The 25,780-nt window shown below is 38.0% G+C and carries 24 protein-coding genes; 6 read left to right on the top strand and 18 right to left on the bottom strand.

Features of this window, described 5'->3' with window-relative positions:
• Nucleotides 1-184: 184 nt before the first annotated feature.
• Nucleotides 185-1,114 (bottom strand): alpha/beta hydrolase, encoded by a 930-nt coding sequence (locus IC621_RS05120; RefSeq protein WP_191156412.1) that lies wholly within the window; start codon nt 1,112-1,114, stop codon nt 185-187.
• 525 nt (nt 1,115-1,639) lie between these two features.
• Here IC621_RS05120 and IC621_RS05115 point away from each other — a divergent pair.
• On the top strand, nt 1,640-2,260 hold the full coding sequence (locus IC621_RS05115) for a YybH family protein (RefSeq protein WP_191156410.1): 621 nt from the start codon (nt 1,640-1,642) through the stop codon (nt 2,258-2,260).
• A gap of 169 nt (nt 2,261-2,429) precedes the next feature.
• Here IC621_RS05115 and IC621_RS05110 read toward each other — a convergent pair whose 3' ends face one another.
• From IC621_RS05110 to IC621_RS05100, 3 genes are all read right to left on the bottom strand, one after another.
• Entirely contained in the window at nt 2,430-3,851 is a 1,422-nt protein-coding gene (locus IC621_RS05110; RefSeq protein ID WP_224752324.1) for a sugar porter family MFS transporter, read from the bottom strand.
• 253 nt (nt 3,852-4,104) lie between these two features.
• Nucleotides 4,105-5,004, bottom strand: a complete 900-nt coding sequence (locus tag IC621_RS05105; protein WP_191156406.1) for a sugar phosphate isomerase/epimerase family protein — start codon at nt 5,002-5,004, stop codon at nt 4,105-4,107.
• Nucleotides 4,994-6,148 carry a Gfo/Idh/MocA family protein gene (locus tag IC621_RS05100; RefSeq protein WP_191156404.1) on the bottom strand — a complete coding sequence of 385 codons (1,155 nt, stop codon included), beginning with the start codon at nt 6,146-6,148 and terminating at the stop codon, nt 4,994-4,996. Before IC621_RS05100 ends, IC621_RS05105 begins: the two co-directional genes overlap by 11 nt.
• Before the next feature lie 149 nt (nt 6,149-6,297).
• Between IC621_RS05100 and IC621_RS05095 the strand changes: the two genes are divergently transcribed.
• On the top strand, nt 6,298-7,131 hold the full coding sequence (locus IC621_RS05095) for a helix-turn-helix domain-containing protein (RefSeq protein ID WP_191156402.1): 834 nt from the start codon (nt 6,298-6,300) through the stop codon (nt 7,129-7,131).
• Nucleotides 7,132-7,501: 370 nt separating this feature from the next.
• On the opposite strand, the gene treR is transcribed toward IC621_RS05095, so the two are convergent.
• The 7 genes from treR to IC621_RS05060 form a co-directional block, all read right to left on the bottom strand.
• Nucleotides 7,502-8,218, bottom strand: coding sequence for a trehalose operon repressor (gene treR, locus IC621_RS05090; protein ID WP_191156400.1), 717 nt, complete (start codon nt 8,216-8,218; stop codon nt 7,502-7,504).
• Between the two features lie 32 nt (nt 8,219-8,250).
• Complete coding sequence (treC, locus tag IC621_RS05085; RefSeq protein WP_191156398.1) at nt 8,251-9,939, bottom strand: alpha,alpha-phosphotrehalase; 1,689 nt, start codon at nt 9,937-9,939, stop codon at nt 8,251-8,253.
• A 75-nt stretch (nt 9,940-10,014) separates the two neighbouring features.
• Complete coding sequence (gene treP, locus IC621_RS05080; protein ID WP_191156396.1) at nt 10,015-11,424, bottom strand: PTS system trehalose-specific EIIBC component; 1,410 nt, start codon at nt 11,422-11,424, stop codon at nt 10,015-10,017.
• A 242-nt stretch (nt 11,425-11,666) separates the two neighbouring features.
• The gene (locus IC621_RS05075; protein WP_191156388.1) at nt 11,667-13,052 is read right to left on the bottom strand and encodes an alanine/glycine:cation symporter family protein; all 1,386 of its coding nucleotides are present in this window, start codon (nt 13,050-13,052) and stop codon (nt 11,667-11,669) included.
• A 228-nt stretch (nt 13,053-13,280) separates the two neighbouring features.
• Nucleotides 13,281-14,738, bottom strand: coding sequence for an FAD-binding domain-containing protein (locus tag IC621_RS05070; RefSeq protein WP_224752323.1), 1,458 nt, complete (start codon nt 14,736-14,738; stop codon nt 13,281-13,283).
• 178 nt (nt 14,739-14,916) lie between these two features.
• Nucleotides 14,917-15,063, bottom strand: a complete 147-nt coding sequence (gene sspJ / locus IC621_RS05065) for a small acid-soluble spore protein SspJ (RefSeq protein ID WP_191156384.1) — start codon at nt 15,061-15,063, stop codon at nt 14,917-14,919.
• A 98-nt stretch (nt 15,064-15,161) separates the two neighbouring features.
• Nucleotides 15,162-15,533: a DnaJ family domain-containing protein gene (locus tag IC621_RS05060; RefSeq protein ID WP_191156382.1), complete on the bottom strand. Its 372-nt coding sequence runs from the start codon at nt 15,531-15,533 to the stop codon at nt 15,162-15,164.
• 519 nt (nt 15,534-16,052) lie between these two features.
• Between IC621_RS05060 and IC621_RS05055 the strand changes: the two genes are divergently transcribed.
• Nucleotides 16,053-16,442: a hypothetical protein gene (locus IC621_RS05055; RefSeq protein WP_191156380.1), complete on the top strand. Its 390-nt coding sequence runs from the start codon at nt 16,053-16,055 to the stop codon at nt 16,440-16,442.
• A 109-nt stretch (nt 16,443-16,551) separates the two neighbouring features.
• Here the strand turns inward: IC621_RS05055 and IC621_RS05050 are convergent, their stop codons facing one another.
• Nucleotides 16,552-17,217 carry an O-methyltransferase gene (locus IC621_RS05050; protein ID WP_191156378.1) on the bottom strand — a complete coding sequence of 222 codons (666 nt, stop codon included), beginning with the start codon at nt 17,215-17,217 and terminating at the stop codon, nt 16,552-16,554.
• 255 nt (nt 17,218-17,472) lie between these two features.
• Here IC621_RS05050 and IC621_RS05045 point away from each other — a divergent pair, with 255 nt between their 5' ends.
• Nucleotides 17,473-17,955, top strand: a complete 483-nt coding sequence (locus IC621_RS05045; RefSeq protein WP_191156551.1) for a DUF2975 domain-containing protein — start codon at nt 17,473-17,475, stop codon at nt 17,953-17,955.
• 10 nt (nt 17,956-17,965) lie between these two features.
• Nucleotides 17,966-18,187 (top strand): helix-turn-helix domain-containing protein, encoded by a 222-nt coding sequence (locus IC621_RS05040; protein WP_013840464.1) that lies wholly within the window; start codon nt 17,966-17,968, stop codon nt 18,185-18,187.
• Nucleotides 18,188-18,414: 227 nt separating this feature from the next.
• Here the strand turns inward: IC621_RS05040 and IC621_RS05035 are convergent, their stop codons facing one another.
• From IC621_RS05035 to hutP, 6 genes are all read right to left on the bottom strand, one after another.
• On the bottom strand, nt 18,415-18,612 hold the full coding sequence (locus tag IC621_RS05035) for a cysteine-rich CWC family protein (RefSeq protein ID WP_191156376.1): 198 nt from the start codon (nt 18,610-18,612) through the stop codon (nt 18,415-18,417).
• Between the two features lie 370 nt (nt 18,613-18,982).
• A complete protein-coding gene (hutG, locus tag IC621_RS05030; RefSeq protein ID WP_191156374.1) occupies nt 18,983-19,930 on the bottom strand; it encodes a formimidoylglutamase in 948 nt (315 codons plus the stop codon).
• A gap of 1 nt (nt 19,931) precedes the next feature.
• Nucleotides 19,932-21,188, bottom strand: a complete 1,257-nt coding sequence (gene hutI, locus IC621_RS05025; RefSeq protein ID WP_191156372.1) for an imidazolonepropionase — start codon at nt 21,186-21,188, stop codon at nt 19,932-19,934.
• Between the two features lie 152 nt (nt 21,189-21,340).
• Nucleotides 21,341-23,005 (bottom strand): urocanate hydratase, encoded by a 1,665-nt coding sequence (gene hutU / locus IC621_RS05020; RefSeq protein WP_191156370.1) that lies wholly within the window; start codon nt 23,003-23,005, stop codon nt 21,341-21,343.
• Nucleotides 22,993-24,513: a histidine ammonia-lyase gene (gene hutH / locus IC621_RS05015; protein WP_191156368.1), complete on the bottom strand. Its 1,521-nt coding sequence runs from the start codon at nt 24,511-24,513 to the stop codon at nt 22,993-22,995. Before hutH ends, hutU begins: the two co-directional genes overlap by 13 nt.
• A 259-nt stretch (nt 24,514-24,772) precedes the next feature.
• On the bottom strand, nt 24,773-25,222 hold the full coding sequence (gene hutP, locus IC621_RS05010) for a hut operon transcriptional regulator HutP (protein ID WP_191156366.1): 450 nt from the start codon (nt 25,220-25,222) through the stop codon (nt 24,773-24,775).
• 365 nt (nt 25,223-25,587) lie between these two features.
• Between hutP and IC621_RS05005 the strand changes: the two genes are divergently transcribed.
• Nucleotides 25,588-25,716 (top strand): DUF2639 domain-containing protein, encoded by a 129-nt coding sequence (locus tag IC621_RS05005; protein WP_191156364.1) that lies wholly within the window; start codon nt 25,588-25,590, stop codon nt 25,714-25,716.
• Nucleotides 25,717-25,780 lie beyond the last annotated feature (64 nt).

Below are 25,780 nucleotides of genomic sequence, written 5' to 3'. Positions count from 1 at the left end.
ATAGAAAAATCCTCTTCTAGAAATGTTCTAAACTCATTCCAGGAAACGACCCGAGATTGATTTAACAAAGTAAATCAATCTCGTTCATTTAAAATTTAAAATCTAAAATCTAAAATGCTTCAACAAGGGGAATGTGGACTAATTTTACCTAATGATCGCTTTATTTCCAATAAAGCGGCCTTTCTCACCCTATCTTCCCTTCTACTTTCTCTAACCCGATTTCTTTGAAAAACTCGGCTACTTTTTGTTCATACGTTTGTGGGTCTGTCAGAAATGCCCTTGCATGTCCAGCTTTTGGAACAATATAAAGCTTTTTAAAGGCTTTTATTTTTCGAAAGAGATCCTTGCTCATTTTTAAAGGGATAAAATGATCCTCACTTCCATGGATCAGCATGACAGGTGTTTTTACTTTTTCGATATCCTTTATAGGAGAGGTTTCATGAAAGCCCCATCCAAACCGCCATTTTGTAACTAGGCTTGTTAATGAAACAAGCGGATAAAATTTCACCTTAAAGTCCTTTTCTAATCTGATTTTTAAAAGCTCAGTCAAGTCGCTGAAAGGGCAATCGGCAATACAAAACGAGGCTCGCGATTCCTTCTGAACATATTGCAGTGCCGAAGCTGCTCCCAAGGATTCTCCTAATAGACCGATACTTGCGTCTTCCCCAATATTTTCATAGAGATAATCAACCCATGCATGCAGGTCATCCTTTTCATAAAATCCAAAGGAAGTATGATTGCCTCCGCTGAGACCATGAAACCTATGATCACACAAAAGGACATGAAATCCTCTTTTCTGAAACATTTCCACATATTTAAAGCTTCCGATTAAAGACCACTTAATCCCATGAGCAACAATAATCGCTTTTCGGCTTCCTTCTTTAGGGAAAAAAAGCCCGTGCAGCTTGTAGCCGTGATAAGAATCAATATAGAGGTCTTCCTTTGCCGTACTGTCAAACACTTTAGGATCAATTTCCCCGCTTAAAATGCTTTTTTTATAAGTCTCTTCATAGGCAACTTTCCGAGGAAATAGGATGAGCTGGCTAAAGAAAAAAGCAACTGCGAGTAACAAAAGACAGGGAAGAAGTATACTGCTCAATAAAATTAACCACATACCCTCTCACCTTCCGCTCTTCACACTTTTTATCATCATATTAACTATAAAAAAAAATGTGAAAAATGAAAAGCAGGAACTCCCTGCTTGAGGAAAGTACCGTTCCTTTCTTGATCACCTAAAATTGAATTTTTACTTCCTTAATGAATTTCGGACTCTATGCACGAGTTCCTGCCCCCTATGCACGAATTTTCTCTTTCTATGAACGGGGTTTGGGGTTATGAGCAAATTCCCTTCCTTCTTTGCGCGATTGGCTCGGGTCTTTGAGCGAAATCGGAGGCTCTATGAGCGAGCTGCGAGCTCGGGCTTTCTTTTCACGAGTTTCCAACTTTTATGGACGAGTACCTCTTCCTATATGGGATTCAGGACTATATGCAAGATTTCCTATACACGTTTTCAAATCGCGTGTAATCTAAATCAAATTCCCTATATATTTCCCAAAATTATCTTTGATTTCCAATGATTTATTCAGTAGAATGAAAGGAGCCTAATGAGCTAATTATCTAAATTCGAGGTGCCGCGAGAATGAAGCGCATGAAACTTTCCTTATTTATCCTCTTATCCCTTTTTACTGTATCTGCGTGCAGTAATGAGAACACTGCTGAAAAAGAAGAAGAAATTCCGGCAAAGGAAACTGCTGCTAATGAAAAAAACAATGAGGCAGAGGAAGCATCAGAAGAAATTTCTCCGGAAGAGAGTCAGTTAGCTTTTATTGAAAGTTTAGCTGAAGTAGAATCGGGCACAGGATCATCAGATATTCCTCAAGAAGAGGAGCAGGCTGTAATAGCCGCATTAAACCAACATATAGAGGCATTTAATAATAAGGATCTTGATGCTTATATGAATACTCTTTCTAAACATGCAATCGGGTTTGATTATGAACAGGAAAGAGAGTATATGAAAAAGGAATTTGAAACATTAGAGGTTGAAACAACAATTAAGGAAGCAATCATTGATGAATATCAACATGATGAGTCAGGACACTTCGCGGCTGTATATACACTTACTAGTATGAAACTTCCTCATCCGGAAACGGGTACAATGGTTGAAAAAGAAGTAAGCAACTATAACATTTTTCAAAAAGATCCAGAGGGCTGGAAAATGAGTTCCAGCGCTCCCCTTAGACCTGAAGGAATGACCGAGTAATCAATAATATACCAACATATAGAAGGATGCGTTCTTTCATTTCAGTAATGTACACGATACAGTACCTTACTACAAAATAAAAGCCTCATCTGGATAAAAAGGAATAACTCCTTTATAGTCAGATGAGGTTTATTTACAGAGGTCGACCTTATGAGAACAGTATTGAAATTTATCCACTTATTTTTCGAATTGTATCCGTTTCATTTCTAAAGTACTGCTCGACTTCTTCTAAACTCAATCCTTTTGTTTCCGGCAAATAATTAAAGATGAACACAAGACCCAGTATACCAAACCCTGCAAAAATGAAAAATGTCATAGAAATGCCTACACCATTCATTAAAACCGGAAAGAAGAGACCGACAAAAAAGTTCATAATCCAGAGACAAAAAACTGCTGCTCCCATACCCAATCCCCTTAACCGCATTGGAAAAATTTCAGCTAATGTCAGCCACGTCAGCGGGCCAATCGATCCTTGGTAAAACGCTAAAAACATGACAGTCATGGAAAGGACAAGATATGGAAGCCAAGCGGAACCCTCAAATACCATGGAAAATATGCCGATTAGCACCAATGCAGTTGTTGTTCCTGCTAAACCGGTAATAAACATTTGCCGTCTTCCGACTTTTCCCAATAGATAAAGGCCAGCTATACATGCACATACAGATATAACTCCATTTGCAATATTGGCGATTAAAGCTACTTCTGTCGCGAAACCTGAATTTTGTAAAATTTGTGTTCCATAATACATAATAGAATTCACGCCTGTTAATTGAGAAATCGCTCCAATTCCAATTCCGAGCAATACAATATTTCGAATCCACTTTATATTTAAATCTTTTAATGTTGCTTGTGTTTGTTTTGATTCTAGTAAGATCGTATTTTTTACTTCTTCTAATTCCGCAGAGGCTTGTTTAGGCTCCCTTACCTTTTTAAACACATCCAATGCGTCACGATCTCTTCCTTTTGCCGCAAGCCATCTCGGACTTTCAGGCATAAACAACATGCCAATTCCCAAAACCACTGCCGGAATAGCTGCTATAAATAACATATAACGCCAAATATGGCTTGTGTCTCCAAATATATTTCCAAGAAATGCGTTAAACAAGAAAGCTAAAAATTGCCCTGTGACAATCATTAATTCATTCTGGGTTACGAGTCTCCCTCTTTTCTCTGCAGGAGCCATTTCTGCTAAAAATGTTGGAACAGTAACGGAAGCTCCTCCGACTGCTATCCCTAAAATAAATCTGCTTATAATCATTGTCAAAAAATTCGGAGCTAAGCTGCAACCAATTGTTGCAATGATAAAAATTACTGCTAGTTGTAAGATTGTTTTACGCCTTCCTTGAAAGTCTGATAATCTGCCAATAAATAATGCCCCAAAAGCTGCCCCTAACAATAAAGAGCTCGCAACAAACCCTTCACCTAGCGGGCTTAAGTCAAGTTGCCCAGGCTGAGACATATAGGGCAATGCCCCATTTATCACGCCTGTATCATACCCAAATAATAATCCCCCAAAAGTAGCGATGGTTACCACTAACATCAAGTATTTTCTTGAGGAATGATTTTCTCTTTTACTTGAATACGCTTTCAAATTATACATCTCCCTTACTAGATCATTTAATTAAACAACTTCCTATTTTCTTTGTTACTGCGTACTTTGGGCCTATAGCAAATTTATGCGGTGTATACATCTCAGCCTTCAAAGACTGTAAAATACACCGCATAAATTTCATTCGTTACTTGTTCTACTAAACGGCAGTTCAAAAAAGGAATGGCAATGGCCTTTTGGTGGTCTTTGTTAATTAAATGTCCAACCACTTTCTTTTTATAGCAGTTTTTCGTATTTATTTGTACATATGCACCCTCTGATTTAGCAACCCATCTAAATACTCTTTTGTCCGCTTTGCGATCGGAAATGGTTTTTCAAAAGGAGCTGGGTACATGTCCTGCTCAACAACCAACCAACCTTCAAACCGAATGTCATCCAATACATTAAAGAACGCTTTCATATCAACAACACCTAATTCCGGTTCACACATGACATCTCTCTTAACCGCTTCTGCAAATGACCAGCTATTTGCTTGCATCATCTTTTTCACTTCCATATCACAGCTTTTAATATGCAAGTAAGGGATGCGCTCATGGTGCTTTTTCATAAAAGCAACTGGATCTCCGTCACAATATGCATGATGGCCAGTATCCAGGCATAAATTGATATCTGTATCTTTTAGCAAACGTTCTATTTGTTCTTCTGTCTCTATATGGCTTTGTGCATGAGGGTGAAAAACAACTTCAAGATTATAATCTTCCTTTGCAACATTACGTATACGATTTATATTTTCAATAAATTGCTTCCATTGCTGTTCGTTCAACTCAACAGGGCGCACGATTTCACCAGTAAATAAATCTGTATAGCAATCATCAATTAAAACAACATATGGTGCAGAAGCAAAGTGCACTTGCAACCCTGCCATTTTATGAAGCTGATCAATCATACTTTCTGTTATTTCAACTGACATCAAATCCCCTACTAAAGTCGTGGCTACTAATTGTAGATTGCGCGAATCTAATTCATGTTTTAACGTCTTAAAATCATTAGGCAAATATCCCCATGGCCCTAATTCGATTCCTTCATAGCCAGCTTGTGCCATTTCATCAAGACATATCTTCCAATTGATTTGCTTTTCATCTTGTGGAAACCAAACACCCCAAGAATCAGGGGCAGTACCGATCTTAATAGCCAACTTTAACTCCTCCTTCAGTCATCACATTTACCCACAAATTATTCTTAGCTGACTCCAACAACGCTTTGACTGTTGCATCTACTTTTGCAGCAAAGGCAAAATCACATGTGTACGATCCACTTTGAGTAACAGCTTTCAACAATTTATGCGCTTCCATCACCTTCATATCGTTATAACCAATTGCAATTCCAGCAGCAGGTTGGAAAGCACTGTAACCTTCATGCCCTTCGTTTAAAAACACCCTTCTGAATCCTCTATCAATAGGATTATCTGAAGTAAAATACACGTGAACCTCATTCATGTCTTCAAGTGAATAGTACACACTTCCTTTTGTTCCTTGGATCTCATAAGTTAAATAGTTCTTTCTTCCAGCAGAAACCCGACTGCAAGATATTGTTCCAATTGCCCCGCTATCATACTGAGCGATTGAAATTAAAACATCTTCATTTTCAACCGTTCCATGTTCAAGAGATCCTATTGTTTTTGGCCTCGATTTAATGAATGTTTTTGATGTTGCTTGAACAGCTTTTATATCTCCCATTAAATACTGTGACAAACTTAATAAATGGGAACCAAGATCCCCTAACGCACCTGATCCTGAATATTTGTTGATATGGCGCCATGACATTGGGATATCAGGGTTAAGCAAACTATCTTGATCATAAGTACCGTTAAATCGAATGATTTCTCCCAGTTTCCCGGAATCGATTAACCCTTTAATGTAAGCTGATGCAGGATTAACAACATTGTTATAGCCTACATAATTGACTACACCTTTCTTTTTGGCTAACTCCGCCAACTCATAGGATTGTTCAAACGTAAGAGTTAAGGGTTTTTCGCAATACACATGTTTCCCATTTTCTAACGCAGCCTTTGCGACTTCATAATGAAAGGCATTTGGCGTTGCAATATCAACGACATCCACCTGGACATCTGTCACAACATCGAGCCAATTTGTCGTTGATCGTTTGAAACCAAGAGTATTTTTTGCCTCTTCAACAACTTCTTTATTGACATCTGCAATGATTTCATAGACCGGCTTTCCGTAATGACTTCCAAAAACCATTGTAGCTTGATGAAATGAGGAGACATGGGCTTTTCCCATCCAACCTGCTCCTACCAAACCAATTCGTACATCCATCATTTTAACTCCTCCTATTAAAAGTTTAATTTAATACTATAAATTAAAGAAAGCGTTGTCATCAGTGATTATTGCTGTTATATTTAAAATAATTGCTCTTTTGATTAGAAAATTCCAAACATTGGTTATACGTATATATAAGAGGTGATTACATGAAAATGAACGAAAAAGGTATTTTACCTCATTCAGAAATGCGTTTTCATCAACCTAGCGACTTTGCCTACAAGGCCTTATATCATTTAATTTACAGCGGAACTTTTTACACAAATAGCGATTACAATATTAATCGCAATAACTGGAACAGTTTTTTGTTCCTATATGTAGAAGACGGAAGAATTGTTGTAAAGTTTGAAAACAAGGAGTATTGTGCCACGAAGGGCGAATTCATTTTTCTTAACTGCTATAAGCCTCATATCTATTACTCAGAAGGATATAGCACGTTTAAATGGGTTCACTTTGCGGGAAATGCCAGCCTGACCTACTTCGATCAAGTTTTTTCAAAACATGGATGTGTATTCTCCACAATTCAAAACAACCTAAGAATGCATATGAGTCAACTTCTCGAAAACGCGGAAAAAAGACAGATTGACGAAGAACTTCAGTCTATTATAATTAGCAAGATTCTTTACGAGTTAAACAAAATTGCCTTCCAACAGCAAGAACAAATGAATGCAGTTGTTACAAAAGCCATTTCTTTTATTGAAGCCAATTTTAGTAATGACCTTACTTTGGAGGACATTTCATCACATGTCAATTTAAGCCCATATTACTTCCTAAGACTTTTTAAAAAATCTACTAATATAACACCTATTCAATACTTGATTCGGCAACGATTAAATCACGCCAAACATTTATTGCATAATACCGATTATTCGATCAAAAATATTGCATTTAACTGTGGATTTCATAGCGAAACACATTTTATAAATTCCTTTAAAAAAGCAAATGGTCTTCCTCCAAATAGGTTCCGTAATATTACATTTTAGTATGGAACCGTATGATTGGAATTCAAAACCAGACTAGCATGGAACATATAAAATTTCTTGGTGAGTATAAGCTTGGCACCAGTAGTATGACTAGTTTACGGTCGAACCATCATTGAACATAAAAGCCGTTTTTCCTTTAAAGTAGGGGGAAATGGCTTTTGGCTTCGTTTATTCAACAAAGTTTTAAACAATTTTCTTGAACCGATTGCTGAAGCCTTACTTTTTCAAAGGGATTCAAAGGAAATTAGTTTTCTAATGAAGTCAAACATTTTAAACGGAAGTGTTAAATATCGGGCAGCAACTCCTTACTTTAACCATTTCTAGAAAAACTATAAAAAGGGCGATCCAAAACCTGCGGATCGCCCTTTTTCTAATGCCCTCTTCTTGCAAAGTCTACAAACCGGAACTTATCTAATCGATGGCGTGACTCTGTGTATTGAAATAAACTTGTATCATCTAAATAGACGTAATTTTTCACGACGACTATATGCTGAAAGTCGTCAATATCCAAATAGCCGCGGTCCTCGTCTGTACATTCCTCTACTACAATTTCCTTTTTGGCAAAGCTGATCTTCAATCCTAAATCTTGTTCAATATATTCGTAAATCGAGTTCTCACATACTTCTTTTGTTAACAGCGGAATGTACTTTTTCATGAGAAAATCCTTGTCTAAGATGATCTTTTCACCGTCAATTTCTCTTGATCGCACTACCTTCCATATTTCATCCTTCGAAGAAGCGTTTAATTGCTGCTTTAAAAAAGCATCTGCCTTGATCAGTCCAAATTCATGGACACGTGTTTTGGAGGCTTTACCCAGGTTTTTTGCCAGTTCTTTAAAGCTGACCAAACCAGATACAGGAAAGCTCATTTTTCTCATATCAAGGACTACTGAACCTTTGCCTTTTATTTTTTGAATAAAGCCATTTTGCGCTAAAAGTGTAAGTGCTTTTCGAATTGTTTCCCGGGAAGTGCCGTATTGCTCGGCCAGCTCATGCTCTGAAGGCAACGTTTTGTTTGGCTCCAAATCCCCGCTTTTAATTTGATTTGCTATTTCTTGAAAAATTACTTTAAATTTGTTAACCTTCATCAACTATCACCATTAAGTTTTTTCTTAGTTTATCACTTTTTTTCAAGGAGATAAACGAGGGACTCATATGGACGAAGCTTTACATTTTCAAATTCTGCCGATGAATCCTGATAATTTGATAGGAGAAGCTTTCTGTCATATCCGTCAATATTAACAGACTCAGGCAGTTCAAAAAGCGTTTCGGTCCCATAAAAATTATTTATAACCAAGAGCTTTTCTTTTTCTGTGTTTCTAACATAAGCAAAGATTTCTTGATGATCATCTAAAATTAACTGATAATCACCAGAAGTAATGACATCATATTTTTTACGCAAGTGGATTAATTTTTGATAATGGTAAAATACTGAGTCATTATTTTTAAGTGCATTTTCTGCATTGATTTCTTTATAGTTGCCCGCCACATTGATCCATGGAGTTCCACTCGTAAAGCCTGCGTGTTTTTCATCATTCCATTGGACAGGCGTACGGGAATTATCGCGTGATTTACACTTTAAGATATCCAAAATCTCTTCTTCCTTTATCCCCGTTTCTTTCATTATATTGAACATATTAAGCGATTCAACATCACGGTATTCATTAATTGATGAGAACTTTGGATTTGTCATGCCGAATTCTTCTCCTTGATAAATGTAAGGAGTTCCTTGCATCATGTGAATAGCAGTTGCAAGCATTTTTGCAGATTCATTATGGTATTCCCGGTCATTGCCATAACGAGAAACGATGCGAGGCTGATCATGGTTGCACCAGAATAATGCGTTCCATCCCCCGCCCTTATGCATTTCTATCTGCCATTTCGAAAGAATTTGCTTTAATGCTTGAAAATCAAAGTCAGCTAATGCCCATTTGTTTCCATTAGGATAATCCACCTTTAAATGGTGGAAATTAAAGGTCATGCTCAATTCATGTCTTTCAGGTTTTGTATACTTGATACAATGATCAATTGTCGTGGAGGACATCTCCCCAACCGTCATAACATCATACTTCGAAAAAACCTCTCTGTTCAACTCTTGCATAAACTCATGTACCCTTGGGCCATCAGTATAAAATTTACGTCCGTCACCTGGCGCACTACTACCGTCATCATCAGGAAATCGCTGGTCTTTTGAAATCAAATTAATGACGTCGAGACGGAAGCCGTCAACACCTTTATCAAACCAGTAGCGCATCATATCGTAGACATTCTTTCGTAATTCTTCATTTTCCCAATTCAAGTCAGCTTGTGTCACATCAAATAAATGAAGATAATATTGACCTGTTTTTTCATCTAGCTGCCACGCAGAGCCGCCAAATTTAGAGATCCAGTTTGTTGGTTCAGATCCATCACTTTTAGGTTCTTTCCAAATATAAAAATCACGATACTGACTTTCCTTTGACTCACTTGCTTTTTTAAACCATTCATGTTCAGTTGAAGTATGGTTGACAACGATATCCATTATGATTTTCAGATCTCTTTTATGAGCTTCTTTTAATAACAAGTCAAAGTCTTCCATTGTTCCATACTCTTCATGAATAGAGAAATAATCACTAATATCATAGCCATTATCACGCTGAGGTGATTGATAAATTGGTGTTAGCCATAAAACATCTACACCTAATTCTTTTAAATAATCAAGCTTTTCAATAATACCATGCAAATCTCCTACACCATTACCAGATGTATCATTAAAGCTTTTCGGGTAAATTTGATACACAACAGACTTCTTCCACCAAGGTTGACTCATTCCATACACCACCAAAATATATTATTAAAATGCAAAAATGCTAATTGGGACAATAAACTTGTCCCAGTCAGCACCTTATTTTTCTTTTTTAAAATTAGAGAATACGAACGTAAGAATAATAGGCAGAACAAATGCAATGACCATACCGATAATAAATGCCCAGAAGCCGCGGTCAATGACTAGGAAGCCTGGTAATCCGCCGACTCCGATCGTACTTGCTCTAACCCCCTGCATAGAGATAAAGAGTCCGCCAATACCAGAACTGATCATCGCTGCAATGAATGGGTAGCGATAGCGCAGATTAACCCCAAACATTGCAGGTTCTGTTACACCTAGGTAAGCACTGACTGCTGATGTATATGAAAGGCCTTTTTGTTTTTCATTTTTTGTTAATAGACCCATTGTTAAGGCAGCAGAGCCTTGGGCAATATTGGATAGAGCCAGCATCGGCCATAAAAATGTTCCGCCAATGCTTCCGATTAATTGCAAGTCAACCGCAAGAAATGTATGATGCATACCTGTAATAACTAAGGCGCCGTATAATCCCCCGTATAATAAGCCGCCAAGTGCTGCAAAGTTTTCAAAAATCGAAACAACCCCGTCTGTAATTAAATTACCTGCCGCAAACATAATAGGACCAATTGCGATAAAAGAAGCAAATCCGGTAATCAATAAAGCTACCGGTGCCACAACAAGCAGCTGAATTCCTTCAGGCACTCTCTTTGTTAAAAATACTTCGATTTTAGCAAGCAAGTAAGAAGCAAACAGGACTGGCAAAACTTGTCCTTGATAGCCGATTTTCTCAACAGTTAAACCTAAGATATTCCAAGTCTCTACTTCTCCTGCTGCTTTAGCTTCACCATAAGCCCAAGCATTTAATAAATCTGGATGAACAAGGATAAGTCCTAAAACAATACCAAGTAAAGGACTACCCCCGAAGCGTTTAACAGCTGACCAGCCGATTAGCGCGGGCAAGAATGTGAAAGCAGTGTTTGCAATTAAGTTGATAATATTTGCAATATCGGCCCACGCGGGATACACCTCAATTAAGGATTGATCTTCAAAAAATATGCCTGAGCCAGTCAAGATATTATTTATTCCAAGTAAAAGACCTGCTGTTACAATGGCCGGCAAAATCGGAATGAAAATATCGGCAAGTGTTTTAATGGCTCTTTGCAATGGATTCATGTTGCTTTCAGACGCTTTTTTCACATCATCTTTGGAAGCTTCCCCAACTCCTGTTTGAGCAACCAATTCGTTATAAACCTTATTAACAGTCCCTTGTCCGATTACTACTTGAAATTGACCATTTGTAGAAAAGGAACCTTTAACAAGATCAATCTCATCTAATTTTTCTTTATCTACTTTTCCTTCATCTTTTAAAGCAAAGCGAAGCCTTGTCACACAGTGCGTCACAGCATTAATATTTTCTTCCCCGCCTATTGCATCAATGATTTGACCAACAGACTCTTTATATGAACTCATAAGTAACCCCCCGTAATCGTTTTCAACTTTTATAATCTACTATCCCTTCAAAAACATAAACGCATAGCTTATATCGCTTACATTCTTAGGTCAAGGACATGTATATACAAATCTTATATTTATTATAATCATGTATATACAACCACGTCAATAAAAAGTTGTGCGCTTTCATAATTTCCCTATTGGAAGAGATCTACTGAATCGAAATGAGAATATTTTTATCAAAAAAAAGAAGCACCTAATCAAGATGCTTCTTTCTCTTTTTTGATATCTTTTAAATAGTATTTCTCCGAGTTGAAGAATTCTTCTTTTAATTGTTTTACTTCTTTACTTAGCAGTAAGACCGCAATTACATTTGGAATTAATACGGCCGCAAGTGTCAAATCAAGGAATTGCCATATTATGCGGGCACCGCCTATCGAACCTAATATAATTGCCGCTAAATAAACAATCTTCATAATATTTCCTGCTGAATTGCCAAAGAGAAATTCTGCTTGCTTAGCTCCGTAGAAGATGACTACCATAATCGTTGAGACCACGAAAAAAATTAATGATATTGTGACGATTACACTCCCAGTTTGCCCGAAATAAGAGGCGAATGCTGCCGCAGTTAGTGCCGAAGGATCTTCTATAGCTCCTTCTCTCGTCCACACCCCTGAGGATAATACGACAAATGCTGTAGCACTGCAAATAATTAGTGTATCAATTACAATTCCCATTACAGCCCAAAACCCTTGGCGAACAGGGTGATCTGTAGTAGCTGCCGCATGGGCAATCGGTGCTGTCCCGAGTCCTGATTCGTTTGAGTATAATCCTCTTGCAAATCCCCAGCGTATTGTTTCAGCTATTGCTGCTCCCCCAAAGCCTCCAATTGCTGCCATTGGCTGAAAAGCATAAGAGAAAATCAGACTAAATACTTCAGGAATTTCGCTAAAATTGATTACTACAATGATTAAGCCTGCTCCTACATAAAAAAGGGCCATAAACGGTACAACTAATTCTGTAACCTTTCCAATTCTAGTTATGCCGCCAAATACAACTAAACCAACTAAAACAGCTGTTATAATGCCAGTAACCAGCCCGCTTACATTAAATGTTTCCGTTACAGCAGCTGAGACAGCATTGCCTTGCACCATAATACTTGGGATCAATTCGATCATGAGAGCAAAGGCAAACCAAGTCCCAAGCCATTTCATATTTAACCCTTTTGTCATATAGTACATCGGCCCGCCAACGTATTCTCCATTTTCATTTTTTTCACGGTACTTAACGGCTAATACACTCTCGGAGAATTTTATGGCCATCCCGATAATCGCGATAATCCACATCCAAAAAACGGCACCTGGTCCTCCAAACATAATCGCAGCCGGTACTCCGACTATGTTTGCAGCACCAACAGTTGAAGATAATGCAGACGTTAAAGCCTGCAATGGGGTAATATTCCCTTTTCCTTTAGGCTTCTTAAATACGCTTCCAAATGTTTGTTTTAACATATAAATCGGATAACGAAATTGGAAAAATTTCAATTGAATCGTTAAATATAAACCCGTAATCACTAATAAAATAATAAGCGGCGGTCCCCATAACCATGCGGAAACCTGACCGACAACATCCAGTAAACGTTCCATTCTATCATCTCCAATCAATTAAACTATGCTATTTAATACCCAGCTCCTTTCTAATTCAAACAGTTTTTGGGAGTGCCAACTTTTTAGTTTCTAGTAAAAAGGGGAGTCATAGGGATATCAGGGGATTAATTAGATGGGGAAGCTATTCAATGTGAGGCCTCGTTCTTAACCGAATTTTTCAGTCTAAGTGTACGTCATAAAAAATGCCTTCTTTTGATCAATTTCAATTCATAGATCAAAAGAAAGCTGCTCTGATTCTTCTGTTTCCTGATTTTGATTGTTCTTTTTCCGACTAGACTGCTTATAATCCTGTGTTTCACCATTCCCCTTCATACTTCTCAATAATTCATTTGCTTTTTGGTTTGCGCGGTCAATGTCGATTATTGGCGCAGGATACCCTAATTGGAAGAAACCAGGATACAACCAAGGTTCATGAATATATTGTTCGGGTACAGCTTTGAGCTCCTTGACATATCGTTTAATAAACTCTCCAGTTGGATCAAGATTTTTTCCAAGTCTTACGGGATTATAAATCCTCATCTTTTTTATGTCTGATATTCCAGCTTGCAATTTTATCTGATTGTAATGAATGCCAGGTTCATAATCTAGAAAAAGTGAAGCTAATACGTGAGATGGTTTTTTCCAATCCATAAGCAATGTATTACAAATAAAGGACACAGCGATAGCCCTTGACGTAAAATTTACCCACCCGGTTTTATGCAAACATCTCATAACGGCATCGACCATCGGGACTCCTGTTCTCCCTTCAAGCCATGCTTGAAAAAGCTTTTCATCCCAGTCTGTTCTCACATTATCAAAGGCAGGGATTATTGTTTCTTGCTCATCTTCTATTCTTTGAATCAAGCTGCAATTCGTCTTTAACCTTGAGGAAAATGCTTTTAATTGTTTCTTGTGAATCAAATTTTCACAATTTCCGAGGAAATACTCCGTTTTTTTCACAATTGTTCTAAGAGAGATGTTTCCCCACGCCAAATAAGGTGAGAGCCTGCTTGAAGAGGCTGTTGATTGGATTGGTTTTGACAAATGGAGCTGATAGGATTTAGACCGTTCCTCTAAAAAAGATTCCAGCGTTTCAATTGCTTTCGATTCACCGCCTACCTGACCAAAGCGAATTCTTTCTCCTTTTACATGGAAGCTATTCAATCGATTAACTTCAATAAAAAAGCCATTTGGAAGAATAGATGGGGAAGCCACTCTGCTTGGTGCTTCTAAGATGGCATTGTTCATATACTCAGACCACTTTTTTTGAAATAAATATCGGTTTTCACACTTACTTACTACACCGATTTGTTGATATTCATAATATGGCAGCCCCTTTTCTTTCATCCATTGGCGTACTTTTGTATCCCTGAAATTTGTTTCCATTGTTTCATTTTCCTCATGAGTAAATAACTGAAACATCCCAAATGTTTCATAAATCTCATTTAAGGCTTCTTCCATTTCTCCAATAAAAAGAAACAACTTACCTCCCCGCTCCTCAATCGAAGCCTTTAATTCTAGTAAACTCTCAACAACAAATTGAAAATGGCGGATGGACAAATCAGGAAGAGCCCAAATGGATGGTTCAACAATATACAGCGGAAAGACTTCTTCATATTTACATGCTTCATATAAAGGCTGATGATCGGCAATTCGAAGGTCCCTTTTAAACCAAACAACATTCATAACCATCCCTCACTTCGTGCAATTTGGTACTTCCTATTTTAAAGGAAAACGTTAATAATTTCTAAGGTTTAGCTGGTTTGTAAGTGAGACTGGGGTTAGGTGAGGTTGTATTATGTTTTTCCATCCAGTAAATCAAAATGGAAAAAACGAGCACATCGGCTCGTTCTACATATAATAACTAGTTCTGTTTCTTTTTAACTGCTTCTTGCAGAGGATCTCCCTCAAGTGCTTTTTCTGCTTCATTCAAGGCATTGTTCATTGCAGATGCGTCTTTTACTCCTGGAGCTTTTCTTTCTTTTTTGCGGTCTTTTCCAAAGCCAAACATTTTATCTCACCTCACAATTTTATCTTCTTTTTTAATATTTTGGTTTTTTGTTTTTTTATACATATCTTAAGAAAAAAAGCATGAGCATTCGCTCACGCTTATTTCAGTTTGTTATATATTTTTTCTTTATAAAAAGCGGAGGCGGGAGTATTGAGGGCTTTCCGCTTTTTAAATAACCTGTCAAGTTTCAAACTTTTCTCGGTGAGTTCTTGCTTAAGCCTTGACGATTCCGCTTCATCATTACAGGCATCCATTAGCTTTTCGATAGTATTGATTTCTTTCTTTAGGTTATCTGCCTCATTTATCATCCCTGCGTTTTTCATCATTTTGTAACCTACTCGGAGTTCTTCTGGAATGTGCGACAAATCCTCTAACTCAAAGTATTTTCCAAGACCTGGCAAATTCTTAAATTCCCCGTCCTTAATCGCAGTTTTAATCTTATCTTCTGATAAAATCGTAAACAAATCCATAGGACATTCCTTCCTCTTACTTCTTTGCTTTCATTATATACTAAAAAGGGACTGAACTTTTTTAAAATTGGATGTTTATAGAAAATGATATTGTTTGATTGGGATATATAGGTCTACATGTGATTCTTCGTGACCCGGGCCTTTAAATCGTTCGTCATAAAGTTCAAGGTCAAAGCCGTTTTGTACGGGGTTTGAAAAAATCCTTTTTCAATAAAGATGAGTAAATTTTTCAGAACAGTAATTTGTTCAGTGCAATAAAACCGGCAACCGTTTTCAGCTCCGATATGTTCCAGACATAACAATCCGATGTTTTCATAATGCCAGAGTTTTTGATGCTATTTCAAAGATCCGTGCCATCTTTCCAATTGTGAGCATGATCAACCTCCTCTTCCTTTTCATTTTAATAGGTTGCCCTTAGGGAACAGTCAATGGAGAAATTCAATTTTTTTGATTAATCATAACTTGTTGTTTTCACCCATAGAATGCAAAGAAGTGAATCTATTAAATGGAGGACATGCAATGTTTAATGAAATCACAGAAGAACTCCTAACTTATTATCACAAATTGAGTATGAGGGCTAAAGAGATGGAGGAAGAAATGAACTTGTTGAAAAAACAGTTCAATGATTACTTTGATCGTACAGTTGGGACGCATGAAAAAGCGGAATTACTTGTTGGAGACTATAAGCTTCAACGCCAAATTCGGAAAACAGAGAGTTTCAATGATGCAAAAACGATTGAAAAGCTTGAAGAACTTCATCTAAATGATTGCATTGCAGTTGTTAAAAAGCCAGATAAGGAAAAAATTGAAGCTGCTGTTACACTTGGTATTATTTCAGGTGAAGACTTAAAAGACTGTGTGATTAAAAAGCTGTCTCAAGCTATTATTTTAAAAGAGATTAAACACTAATGCTCACTAAAAAATCATCAATACTGAAATTAAAGAAAGCCTAAATAGTAAAGGAGAACCCAAATTAGTCATTTATTAGGGATTCTCCTTTTTCACTTATTAAACCACTTTAATCTTTTACAACCCCAAGCACAAACCCGTCATATCCTTTTATACCAACAGTTTGTATTGCTGTCGATTCAATGCGTGACTCCTCTGATAACAAATCAATAAACTGACGGGCACCCTGCACACTCAAGTCTTCGCTATCATGATCAATTACGTGTCCGTCCCTTACCATATTATCTCCAATAATAATAGTTCCTGGGCTGGATAGTTCTAGTGCCCATTTCAGGTAGTGAGGGTTATTAGGTTTATCAGCATCAATAAAGATTAAATCAAAATTAGAGAACCCTTTTTCTTTGAGGGTTGGCAATGATTCAAGTGCAGGACCTATCATTACTTCAATTTTACTATCTAATCCAGCATTTCTTATGTTCTCTTCAGCTGTCTTTGCATGCTTTGCATCATATTCAAGTGTTATAAGATGTCCGTTATCGGGGAGTGCACGCGCGAGCCAAATACTGCTATAGCCGCCAAGGGTCCCTATTTCTAATATGTTTTTTACTCCTTTGATTTTTGCAAGTAAATAAAGGAGCTTCCCTTGGTTTGGAGAAACATCAATAGCCGGTAAACCCGCTTCTGCATTTGCTTTCAGGATTGAATTCATAACTGGATCAGACGATTGAAGCTTAGTGCTGAAATAAAGATCTACATCTTTCCATGTTTCTGACATATTAAGGTAACCTCCTTGGTTAAGTTACAGAATAATATTATCATGTATTTTTTACCTTTATCACCACTTTTTTCAAAAAGATTAAAGTAATAGAGCATTTCAATGAGGAATGCTTTTTATTTTTCTCTAAAATTAAAAGAATATTTATTTAACAATAATAATATAATAAAATGCAATAATATTTTATTGTAAAACGATAAATTTGTGTTAAAATTGGTTTAACAATCATTAAGTGAGGTGTTTTTTATGAAACTTATGAAACGTGGAACAACATTGTTTTTAAAAATAGCTGTTATTCTTATTGGAATCCCGGTTCTTGCTTTGTGCATCTTTTTGGTGCCTGAGATAGCGGAGTTTGCAGCAGAATTGTATCCAGATTTTGCTTATATAAAGTATCTTGTTTTCATCGATTTGTATGCAGCGGCGATACCTTTTTACTTTGCTCTGTATCAAGCTTTTAAACTTTTATGCTATATTGACAAGAACAAAGCGTTCTCAGAATTATCTGTAAAGGCTTTAAGCAATATTAAAAAATGTGCAATTACAATCAGCAGCCTGTTTGTTCTAGGATTGCCACTTTTCTATCTCGTGGCGGAGGCAGACGATGCCCCAGGTATCATAATAATCGGAATGGTCATAATTTTTGCTTCAATGGTTATTGCAGTCTTTGCTGCTGTTCTTCAGAGGCTTTTACAAGAAGCCATCGATATAAAATCAGAAAATGACTTAATTGTCTGAGGTGAATAAGATGGCGATAATAATCAATATTGATGTGATGTTGGCTAAAAGGAAAATGAGTGTGACAGAACTTTCGGAGAGGGTTGGAATAACGATGGCTAATCTTTCTATATTGAAAAATGGAAAGGCAAAAGCGATTCGATTATCCACTTTAGAGGCAATTTGTAAGGCTTTAGAATGTCAGCCCGGAGATATTTTAGAATACAAAAGTGACGAAGACAGTCAGGGATAATAAAATTTGGTTAATTAACATAGTGAAGGAAAGAAGAACCAAATATACAATTAAGATATACAGATTCCTGTTTTTTTTTTAAAGATGCTTAAACAGGTTCACTTGTGAGGTGGAAAATAGGCTTTCACATGATATTTCACAGCCAAATTTACCAATATTTCTGCAACAAAAAAAACGCGGCGTTTTGCGGCGTTTTGCTGCGTTTTTAGTTTAAAATAAGTTGAAATTTACTTTATCTTCTGCTCTTCCTTAAATTTAGTGAAACAATTAATACATACACAATGTTTTCTTCTACTTTCCTCAGGAACTAATTTAAAGATTTCATTAGGAAATACTTCTTTGTCACACCAGCAGTTACCGTGTTCTCCAGCACCTGTCATACAATCGTTTTTTTCTCCGCACATAGGACAATATATATTAGCCAATTAGCCCCTCCTCCATTCTCCACAATATTTGTTTCTACGTATTTTTGTGTATCCTGTTTAATTTTAGCCTTCTTTAGAAGATAAGGTTAAAAAATCACACATCTCTTTTTTTTACATAAATTATATACGAAGGGATAGTCTTTAATTATCCTATTTTGGAGAAAACGACTCATTACAATTTTATTTTAACTTATAAAATCGCTGCCTAAGTATAGTGAAAAAGGTTCAAATCTAATACGATTTGAACCTTTTTCTACCGAATGCATTTACGGTCGATTTGGATATTTTGTTTATTCGACTTTTTCGATTATTCGGTAAAAAATAACATAACCCTAAAATACCATGAGGATTTATTAAATTTGAGCTGGCTTCAGGATGATCCCTTTATCTTTCCTTTTACATATGAAAGAAGCACCCAAGCTCCTAAACGGCTTGTCATATCTCTGATATCGAGCGTCGGATCAATTTCCACAATATCTATCCCTTTTACTTTTTTATTTGTGCCGGCATATTCGATTGCTTCTAACAAGCTTTGACTATCCATCCCGCCCGGACCAATGGCAGGGCAGCCTGGTGCAAATGCTTGATCTAGAACATCCATATCGACAGATAAATAAATATGATCTGCCTCCTTCTCTAATTTAGCCAAGCTATCCACTAGCAGATCCTTGGTGCCGCGGCTTCTGACATCCTTCATTGTATAAACCGTTATTCCTTGAGATTTCGCATAGTCTGTATACTCTTTACCGTTTGCAAAATTGCGAATACCGATTTGAATTAAATTTTTCCCCTCAATAATCCCAGATTCTAATAGACTTCTAAATGGAGTCCCATTTGTAGGACCTCCGTCTTCCAAATTTCGCAAATCATGGTGAGCATCGAATTGAATAATACCAACTTTTCCATTTTGCTCTTGAAAAGCTTTTACACTAGGAGCTGTAACAGAATGGTCTCCCCCTAATAAAATAAGATTTTCAGAATGTCTCTTCCTTAATACTTCTTTTACTGATAGATAAATTCGATTCTGTGATTCCACAGCATCTATAGGATGCATATTCACATCGCCGTAATCCTGGATACGGACCTTACTTAAATCTATATCATCCTCAATCGAATAGGTTGTATAAGAAGCCAGCATTCTTCTAATCGCTGCAGGGGCAAACGAAGCCCCTGAATGGCTAATAGAGGATTTCGATAGGGGAGCTCCTATTAAGTGAAAATCACCTTCATGATTACCCAAGAGCTCATTTGTTTTTTTTACATACCTATCTTTAAAAATAGCTTTTCCTGAGGGTTTAAGGTGCTGGAGTCCGCTCATCTCATCCCTTCCCTCCCCTTTCAACCACTGGGTTCCCGTTTTTCACCACTGTGTGAACATGATTGACACCATAATGATAGGGAATATACAAATAGTTCGGAGCGTTCCAGATGACAATGTCTGCTTTGCGGCCTTCAGCAATCTGACCTGCAGTCTCTCCCCTGTTTATGGCATAAGCAGCATTGACTGTCACTGCATGCCAAATTTCCTCTGGTGTCATCTTCAGCTTAAGAGCAGCAAGAGACATGATTAGCTGAAGGTTTTCAGTTGGCGAGCTGCCAGGATTAAAATCTGTCGCTAAAGCTACAGCTGCCCCTTCGTCAATCATTTTGCGAGCTCTTGCATAAGAATCTTTCCCTAGATAAAAGGTTGTACCTGGCAGGAGCACCGCCACTGTATTGGAACCAGCCAGATCAGAAATTCCTTCTTTAGATGCACCAACTAAGTGATCTCCACTTGCAGCACCAAGATCAACTGCAAGCTCAGTACCGCCTAATGGGTCGATTTCATCTGCATGGATTTTGACATCAAAGCCTTTTTCCTTTGCCTTTTGCAGATACTGTTTTGATTCTTCAACAGAAAAAACCCCTGTTTCACAGAAAATATCAACAAACTCTGCTAGTTCTTCTTCTTTTATTTCATCCAAAATAACAGTCATTTCTTCTAAGAAAGCTGCTTTGTTGTCTTTATACTCAGGCGGTATTGCGTGTGCCCCTAAGAATGTGGATACAATGTCTATTTGATTTTTCTCATTTAAGCTTTTCATCACTCTAAGCTGCTTTAATTCGGTTTCTCGATTTAATCCGTAGCCGCTTTTCCCCTCAACTGTCGTTACTCCATAAGACATCATTCTGTTTAGGTGGAACAAAGCTTTCTCATAGAGTTCTTTTTCTGTTGCTTTATGGGTTTCTCTAACAGTTGAAAGAATTCCCCCGCCCTGCTTTAAAATTTCTAAATAAGGAACTCCCTGCTGCTTCAGTGCCAGCTCGTTCTCGCGGGAACCGCCAAAGACAAAGTGAGTATGAGGATCTACTAAGCCTGGGGTGACAAGCCTTCCTTGTGCATCGATCACATGATGTGCCTCTGCTTGCTCTAGATCTTTGGAGTCAGCAATAATACTTGTTTTTCCATCCTTTATTCCAATCGCTTTCCCCTCATGGACAGTTAGTTCCTTCATTTGTTTCCCTTTTACAGGACCTGTTGCATTCTCCATTGTGAGTAACTGCCCGATGTTTTTAATGACAAGATCATATTGCATTTACAAATCTCCTCTCAGTTGTTATTAAAGAAAGCCAGCATTGTGTCTCAGATTGCTTAAGTCTCACATCCCACTTCTTACCTCTAGGAGAAACTAAGCTATCGAAGTAAGTAACAAGGTTTTAGCCACACGAAAATTTAAGATAACTGCCATTATAAATCAATTGGAATCTTAATCTCTTTTTCTCTTGCGACTTTTTTAGCACGATCATATCCTGCATCAGCATGTCTGAGAACACCCATCCCGGGATCTGTAGTTAAAACCCGCTCCAATCTTTCCTTTGCCAGTTCTGTTCCGTCTGCTACTACCACCATTCCCGCATGAAGGGAGTATCCCATTCCAACTCCTCCGCCATGATGGAAAGAAATCCAAGAACCGCCGGCTGCTGTATTAATTAAAGCATTTAAGACAGCCCAGTCTCCTACTGCATCGCTGCCATCCTTCATCGCCTCTGTTTCACGGTTAGGGGAAGCAACGGAACCACAGTCTAAATGATCTCTGCCAATAACAATCGGTGCTTTTAATTCCCCTTTTTTCACAAGGTCATTGATGGCAAGCCCCATTTTCACCCGTTCCCCGTAACCTAACCAGCATATCCGGGATGGAAGGCCTTGAAAAGCAACCTTTTTCTGAGCCATGTCGATCCAGCGCATTAATGCCTCATTCTCTGGAAACAGCTCCTTTAATAATGTATCTGTCCGATAAATATCTTTTGGGTCTCCTGATAAAGCCGCCCATCTAAAAGGTCCTTTTCCTTCACAGAACAGCGGACGGATATAAGCAGGAACAAACCCTGGAAACGCAAACGCTTCCTCTATTCCTTCATCCTTGGCTACCTGTCTGATGTTATTACCATAATCAAATACAACCCCACCTCTGCTTTTGTATTCGAGCATTGCTTTCACTTGCTTTGCCATACTTTTTTTAGCCAAAATCATATATTCAGACGGGTTGTTTTTTCGAAGCTTTTCTGCTTCTTCAAGAGAGTACCCTTCCGGTACATACCCATTGAGAGGATCATGAGCAGACGTTTGATCAGTCACAATGTCAACAGCAACTCCTCTTCTTAATAATTCGAAGTGAACCACTGCCGCGTTTCCAATTAAGCCAATAGACAACGGCTTTTTCTGTTCTTTTGCGTCAAGTGCCCACATTAAAGCCTCGTCAATTGAGTTGGTGATTCGATCACAATATTTCGTGTCGATCCGTTTTTGAATACGCGCTTCATCCACTTCGACGGCGATTACGACACCGTCATTCATTGTAACAGCAAGCGGCTGCGCTCCCCCCATTCCGCCAAGACCTGCCGTTAAAGTAATCGTTCCAGCTAACGTCCCATTGAAATGCTGTCTTGCTACTTCGGCAAAGGTTTCATAGGTTCCCTGTAATATTCCTTGTGTCCCAATGTAAATCCAGCTTCCCGCTGTCATTTGCCCATACATCATCAGACCTTTTTGATCCAGCTCATGGAAGTGCTCCCAGTTTGCCCATTTAGGAACTAAAACGGAATTCGAAAGCAAAACCCGCGGGGCATGCTTGTGAGTTCGGAAAACTCCAACCGGCTTCCCTGATTGGATTAACATTGTTTCATCTGCTTCAAGTTGCTTAAGAGTGTTTACAATCGCATCAAAGGCTTCCCAATTACGTGCTGCCTTTCCGATCCCTCCATAAACGACCAATTCTTCTGGTTTTTCTGCCACATGAGGATCGAGATTATTATAAAGCATCCTTAAAACGGCTTCCTGCTCCCATCCTTTGCATTCAAGCTCAGTACCTGTTTTAATTGTAACGATTCGTTTTCCCTTTACTTGACCCATTTCTGATTCCCCCTTAATTGTTTCTTCCACTCGGTTTCTTTTAGCCAGGAAGCAAGAGCTTCAATATCCCTTGAAAAAATCCGATCCTCTGTAATGGAGGGCACGACTTTTCTTGCCTGTTCAAAAAAGCTTCTTGTGGTGACGGCCATTTTTGCGATTCCTCTGTATTCAACAGCCTGCATTGCGCAAATTAATTCAACTGCCAGAACTCTTCTAACATTTTGAATGATCATGGCTGCGTGTCTTGCAGCGATCGTTCCCATACTTACATGATCCTCTTGGTTTGCCGAGGATGGGATTGAATCAACGCTTGCTGGATGAGATAGTGTCTTGTTCTCTGAAACAAGGGAAGCAGCACAATATTGCATGATCATCGCTCCAGATTGCAGACCTGGCTGCGGACTTAAAAAAGCAGGCAAATCATTTAATTGGGGATTTACAAGTCTTTCCACTCTTCTTTCAGAAATATTTGCAAGCTCAGAGACTGCTATTTTCATAAAATCCATGGCTAGAGCGATGGGCTGCCCATGAAAATTTCCGCCCGAAAGGACCTTTTGGCCATTTTGAAAAATTAACGGGTTGTCAGTTGACGCATTCATTTCAATTAACAGTTTTTCCTTCACATAATCCAGCGCCTGCCAAGTAGCACCTGCAACCTGAGGAATACAGCGGAGAGAATAGGCATCTTGAACACGCAGTTCCCCTTGCTTCGTTACTAGCTGACTTCCTTTTAAGTAATGCCGAATTCTTCCAGCAACTTCAATTTGCTGTGAATATCCTCTTGCCGCATGGATGTCTTCATCAAATGCATCAATCACTCCCTGCAGACCTTCCATAGTCATACTTGCAATAAGCTCACTCTGATATGCCAAGTCTTCTGCCTCTAGATAATTGATGACACCTACAGCAGTCATCGCCTGAGTTCCGTTAATTAAAGCGAGTCCTTCCTTTGCTTTCAAGGTAAGAGGTGTAATCAGTTCTGCAGCTAATGCCAATTTTGCTTCTACTCTTTTCCCTTTATAAAACACTTCACCCTTTCCCATTAAAACAAGTGCTAAATGGGAGAGCGGGGCTAGATCACCACTCGCACCAAGTGATCCTTGTGAAGGTATGACTGGATGAATCCGGCTGTTTAAAAGTTGAATAAGACGTTCTATTAAAATAGGCCGGACCCCTGAAAATCCTTTAAGTAAGGCATTTGCCCGCAGTAAAACCATAGCGCGGGACACTTCTTCAGAAAAAGGCTCACCAACACCGCAAGCGTGTGATAAAATCAAATTTGTCTGCAATGCTTCTACATCATCTGAATCAATCCTCACATCGCTAAACTTTCCAAAGCCAGTATTTATGCCGTAAACGACTCTTTTGTCTTTTACAATGTCTTCTACACTTTTCCGGCTCCTTTCTGCATCCTTCATACTTTCATCAGAGGCTTTAACCTTTGCGTTTTCAAATAGAACCTGCCTGACTTCGTTCAATGTTAAAGTATGACCTGTTAAAGTAATCACTCATTATCCCTTCTTTTCTTTAAAAATATAAAGGTATCCTTTAAACAAAAAGGAGGCTGCCTCAAAACAGATGAAAGAAACATCTGAATGAGTGCAGCCTCCTAATGGTCTAAAAAATCTATAGGCTAACAAATATTAATAAATTAAGACAATTTATGAATTCCCACTTGCTTATAGTCTCACCTTAGATGAAAAATTACCTTTCAAAAGGGTAGACTTTGTTGCTCCAGCAGCAACGGTTTTGAAAACGACCTTTATTTTAGATGTGATTAATACCCAATCCAATTGTTTCATGCTCAAGTCCTCTGACAGGGGCGCCGATCGTACCGTAGAGTGCTACAGCAATCCACTCTCCTTCTTGTGGATTTTCATATGGATTTCCTCTTACAACCGCAAATTTCAAGCCAACTGTACGAAGAAGATCACCAAGCTCAACTTGCCCTCTTGTCACACCTTGAACCGCTTCGATTGTAGCATGGTATAATGCATGCATTTCTCTGTATAAGCCACTCTCAACGACACCATTCCGCTTTGCAGCTGTTTCGATCGCAGCTACAATTTTCTGAAGCTCCATCGATCCAACTTTTCCCTGGCAATGCTTCCAGCTTAGCTGATCAAGCTCATTTAATACTCCAGCTGCTTCAGAATCCTGAGCCAAAACGAGCATCATTGCGTTTCTCCCAAGCTTCCTTTTTTCTACTTTTAGCATTTGACCAGCATCCTTAACACTAAATTTTCTACTAACTAATGACTATCTTCATTGTAGCGATCAAAAACTTTTCCTGTCAACAAAAGTTTCCCACATTTTAACAAGTTAGCATACTATCATATTAGCAAATGAAAGGATCACCTGGACCTTTACCTTACTTTCTATACAAGTATTGGGGGTTGTTCCAGAAATTTGAAAGTTATGATGCATTAAACCCAAATGTTTCCTAAAAAAATCCTTAATAATTTTTTTGGTTTATCCCTTTTCAAAAACTCTTTATAGATGTTACAATGACGCCTGAAAAGCTTCTACTTCTGTAGAGGCTTTTTTTATTAAAATACAAAACTAGTAAAGGAGTGTTTTCTATGCATACAGGAAGCAAAGGATGGTATGTTAAAGAACTGAAAGAACGCGGAGTTACAAAATATGAAGGTAAGAAACTAGAAAAGTTTAAAAAACACTTCCTAGCTAACTTACTGGATAGCAAAAAATAAAGTTGTTCCCGCTAAAGGGTAAAAAAAGAAAGGGCCGCAGCCCTTTCTTTTTTCATAGTTATCT

It is taken from the genome of Metabacillus arenae, from assembly GCF_014773385.1.
In the GTDB taxonomy this organism is placed as follows: Bacteria; Bacillota; Bacilli; order Bacillales; family Bacillaceae; genus Metabacillus_D; species Metabacillus_D arenae.
Note: the sequence above shows the minus strand (reverse complement) of the source record. Positions and strands in the feature narration are given on the sequence as shown.

Coding starts and splice junctions, on each gene's coding strand:
- hutU (WP_191156370.1), bottom strand. CDS start 23,005: ATGGGTCAAGTAAAGGGAAAACGAATCGTTACAATTAAAACAGGTACT.
- IC621_RS05115 (WP_191156410.1), top strand. CDS start 1,640: ATGAAGCGCATGAAACTTTCCTTATTTATCCTCTTATCCCTTTTTACT.
- IC621_RS05070 (WP_224752323.1), bottom strand. CDS start 14,738: ATGAATGTTGTTTGGTTTAAAAGGGACCTTCGAATTGCCGATCATCAG.
- hutG (WP_191156374.1), bottom strand. CDS start 19,930: ATGAGCGGACTCCAGCACCTTAAACCCTCAGGAAAAGCTATTTTTAAA.
- hutI (WP_191156372.1), bottom strand. CDS start 21,188: ATGCAATATGATCTTGTCATTAAAAACATCGGGCAGTTACTCACAATG.
- treR (WP_191156400.1), bottom strand. CDS start 8,218: ATGAAGGTTAACAAATTTAAAGTAATTTTTCAAGAAATAGCAAATCAA.
- treC (WP_191156398.1), bottom strand. CDS start 9,939: ATGAGTCAACCTTGGTGGAAGAAGTCTGTTGTGTATCAAATTTACCCG.
- IC621_RS05120 (WP_191156412.1), bottom strand. CDS start 1,114: ATGTGGTTAATTTTATTGAGCAGTATACTTCTTCCCTGTCTTTTGTTA.
- IC621_RS05075 (WP_191156388.1), bottom strand. CDS start 13,052: ATGGAACGTTTACTGGATGTTGTCGGTCAGGTTTCCGCATGGTTATGG.
- IC621_RS05095 (WP_191156402.1), top strand. CDS start 6,298: ATGAAAATGAACGAAAAAGGTATTTTACCTCATTCAGAAATGCGTTTT.
- IC621_RS05055 (WP_191156380.1), top strand. CDS start 16,053: ATGTTTAATGAAATCACAGAAGAACTCCTAACTTATTATCACAAATTG.
- sspJ (WP_191156384.1), bottom strand. CDS start 15,063: ATGTTTGGCTTTGGAAAAGACCGCAAAAAAGAAAGAAAAGCTCCAGGA.
- IC621_RS05005 (WP_191156364.1), top strand. CDS start 25,588: ATGCATACAGGAAGCAAAGGATGGTATGTTAAAGAACTGAAAGAACGC.
- hutP (WP_191156366.1), bottom strand. CDS start 25,222: ATGCTAAAAGTAGAAAAAAGGAAGCTTGGGAGAAACGCAATGATGCTC.
- IC621_RS05100 (WP_191156404.1), bottom strand. CDS start 6,148: ATGATGGATGTACGAATTGGTTTGGTAGGAGCAGGTTGGATGGGAAAA.
- IC621_RS05060 (WP_191156382.1), bottom strand. CDS start 15,533: ATGGATTTGTTTACGATTTTATCAGAAGATAAGATTAAAACTGCGATT.
- IC621_RS05050 (WP_191156378.1), bottom strand. CDS start 17,217: ATGTCAGAAACATGGAAAGATGTAGATCTTTATTTCAGCACTAAGCTT.
- IC621_RS05040 (WP_013840464.1), top strand. CDS start 17,966: ATGGCGATAATAATCAATATTGATGTGATGTTGGCTAAAAGGAAAATG.
- treP (WP_191156396.1), bottom strand. CDS start 11,424: ATGAGTTCATATAAAGAGTCTGTTGGTCAAATCATTGATGCAATAGGC.
- IC621_RS05045 (WP_191156551.1), top strand. CDS start 17,473: ATGAAACGTGGAACAACATTGTTTTTAAAAATAGCTGTTATTCTTATT.